Annotated in this window: 2 protein-coding genes and 1 pseudogene; 2 read left to right on the top strand and 1 reads right to left on the bottom strand. The window is 62.6% G+C overall.

Going from position 1 to position 2,801, the window contains the following annotated elements; translation table 11 throughout:
* Positions 1 to 125: pseudogene (locus B1526_RS08835) on the bottom strand (IS256 family transposase); the annotation flags it as partial.
* A 155-nt stretch (positions 126 to 280) separates the two neighbouring features.
* Here B1526_RS08835 and istA point away from each other — a divergent pair.
* Positions 281 to 1,732, top strand: coding sequence for an IS21 family transposase (istA, locus tag B1526_RS08830; RefSeq protein ID WP_095615679.1), 1,452 nt, complete (start codon positions 281 to 283; stop codon positions 1,730 to 1,732).
* Positions 1,733 to 1,755: 23 nt separating this feature from the next.
* Positions 1,756 to 2,532, top strand: coding sequence for an IS21-like element helper ATPase IstB (istB, locus tag B1526_RS08825; RefSeq protein WP_095615609.1), 777 nt, complete (start codon positions 1,756 to 1,758; stop codon positions 2,530 to 2,532).
* Positions 2,533 to 2,801: the final 269 nt, after the last annotated feature.

Here is a 2,801-nt window from a genome sequence, read left to right as displayed (position 1 = left end):
CATGCGGCGCTGGTCTCGCGCCGGGCGACGTACCAGCCGATGACGTGGCCGCCGGCGTAGGCGATGAGCACGACCGCCTTGCGTCCCAGATGGATGCCGTCGAGGTGCACCACGTCATGGACCTGCCCGTCTGTTTGTGTTCAATTAGAGATTGCGGTTTTAGTCATGTAAAAGTTTCGGGTTTGGTCATGGGAGCATGCCGACCACTGTTACAGGGCCTTGTTTGACTGGGAGCGTCTGACTTCTTCCAGTTGAAAGGTCCGGAAAGGCAATGATCAGCATGTCCGTCATTCACTCTATCCGTTGCATGCGAAAGGAAGGTGCGTCCGTCGCCGCGATTGCGCGCGAGCTGGGTATCAGCGAGCCGACGGTGCGCAAGTACCTCAGGGAGGTCGACCTGTCCGACAGGCCGCCGGTGAGGCGTGAGCGGCCGTCGAAGATCGACCGGTGGGTGCCGTTGATCGAGGGCTGGTTGGCCGAGGACCGGCGGACGTGGTCGAAGCAGCGTCATACGGCGACCCGTATCCACCGGCGTCTGGTTGATGAGTGCGGCGCTGATGTGTCATTGTCCACCGTGACGCGCAAGGTGCGCGAGCTCAAACGTGAGTTCGGCCTTGAACGCCAGCGCGGCTTTCTGGACCTGTCGTGGCATCCTGGCGAGGCGCAGGCCGATTTCGGCCAGAGCGACGTGTACTGGAAGGGAGTGCGCCGGCGCATGCATTATTTCGTGCTCTCGTTCCCGCATTCGAACACCGCGGTCGCGTGCCTGACGCCGGGCGAGAACGCCGAATGCACCTGCCAGGCCCTGAAGGACCTGTTCACCCGTCTGGGCGGCGTTCCGACGCGCATCGTGTTCGACAACGCCGCGGGCGTCGGCAGGCGGCGGCGTTCCGGCGAGGTGCGCTACACCGAGGTGTTCCGCCGTTTCCGCGCCCATTACGGTTTTGACTCGTCGCTGTGCAATCCCCATGCCGGCCATGAGAAAGGCAATGTCGAGGCCAAGGTCGGCGCCATCCGCCGTTCCTTGTTCGTGCCGGTCCCGTCCGCGTGGTCGTTCGAGGGGTTCAACGCGGCCCTGTTCGACAAATGCATGGGGCTGGCCGAAAAACCCCACTACCGCAAGGACGGCCGGGAGATCGAACTGTTCGCGCACGACCGTGCGGCGCTCCTGCCATTGCCGGACGTGGCGATGGACGTCGTCGAATACCGGCGCATGAAGGCCGACAAGTACGGCATCATCGTCCTCGAGCGGCGCCACCGCTACCTGGCCGGTGCCGAGCACGCGGGCCGCGAGCTGATCGTCGGGCTGCGCGCCGGAAGCGTCGAGATCCTCGACGCGAAGGGCGCGCCCGTCGCGATACACGAACGCGCCTACGGCGAGCAGCCCACGAACAGCCAGGAGCCCATCACACAACTCGAAACGCTATGCCACAGGCCCAACGCATGGCGCAACAGCCAGGTGCGCGACGCGCTGCCGGACCCGCTGGCCGCATGGCTCGACCTGCAGGACGGCATCGACCGGCAGGCCCATCTCAGGACCCTGCTCACGCTCAGCCGCGACAACGGCTGGGAACACGCCGTCAAAGCCATGGACGACACGTTGGAAGCCACCGGCGGCCTCGACCCGGCCAGCGTCGAACTACAGGCCTCACGCCTGGCCGCCGGACAGGACCCCATCGAATACGACGATCCCATCGACCTGAGCGAATACGACATCGCCTTCCGCCACTGACCCACACAAGGAGAGACGACCCCATGAAGACCAACGACGGCATCGAACGCCTGCGCGCCGACGCCAGAAGCCTGTTCATCTCCACCGCGACCATCGACGACACGCTCTCGTGGGCCACGCCCCGCCAGATCGACGCGATCGGGCGCATGCTGCGATGCGAGCTCGACAACCGCGACACCGCCAAACGCGAACGACTCCTGCGCCGCGCCAGGTTCCCCGTCATGAAAACCCTCGACGGCTACGACTATACCCACGTGCGACTACCCGACGGCTACACCAGGGACCAACTCACCAGCCTCGAGTTCCTCGACCACGCCCAGGACCTCGTCTTCTACGGACGCACCGGACGAGGCAAGACCCACCTGGCCACCGCCCTGGGCGTCAAAGCCATCGGACAGGGACGCGCCGTGCGCTTCTGCCAGACCGCCGAACTCGTCCTGCAACTGGGCAAGGCCAAACGCGCCGGCAGTCTCGATCAGATCCTCAAGGACCTGGCCCGCGCCGATCTGATCATCCTCGATGAATTCGGCTACGTGCCCTTCGACATCGACGGCGCCCGCCTGCTCTACCAGATCATCGCCGGCGCCTATGAACGACGCAGCATCATCTTCACCACCAACATCGAATTCGGCAAATGGGGCACCATCTTCGCGGATGACAAACTCGCCGCCGCGATCGTCGACCGCATCGTCCACCACGGACGCCTCATCGAATTCCACGGACCAAGCCGACGCATGAGCGAAGCCCTCATGTTCGACCACACCAACAACCAATCAACCACGACCAGCATGCCCCAATGACCAAAACCGAAAAAACTACATGACCAAAACCAAAACACCGACTTGACAAAATACAGGTAACTTGATACAACAGAATGGGAGGGAATAGGAAGAACGGACGCATAAGCACGGTAAAAGAAGGTGTGTACCTCAGAGATGATAGCATTTGGTGCGTGGCAGTAGGAGTAGAAGTGTATTGAGTCACAAGCATGAGCGGGAACCGCGCATGGAATTCATGTGTTGCGAACAAGCAATGGACGTAAGGTTCGGCACTGGAGGAGATTGGATAA

This window comes from Bifidobacterium criceti (assembly GCF_002286935.1).
GTDB classification, from domain to species: domain Bacteria; phylum Actinomycetota; class Actinomycetes; order Actinomycetales; family Bifidobacteriaceae; genus Bifidobacterium; species Bifidobacterium criceti.
Note: the sequence above shows the minus strand (reverse complement) of the source record. Positions and strands in the feature narration are given on the sequence as shown.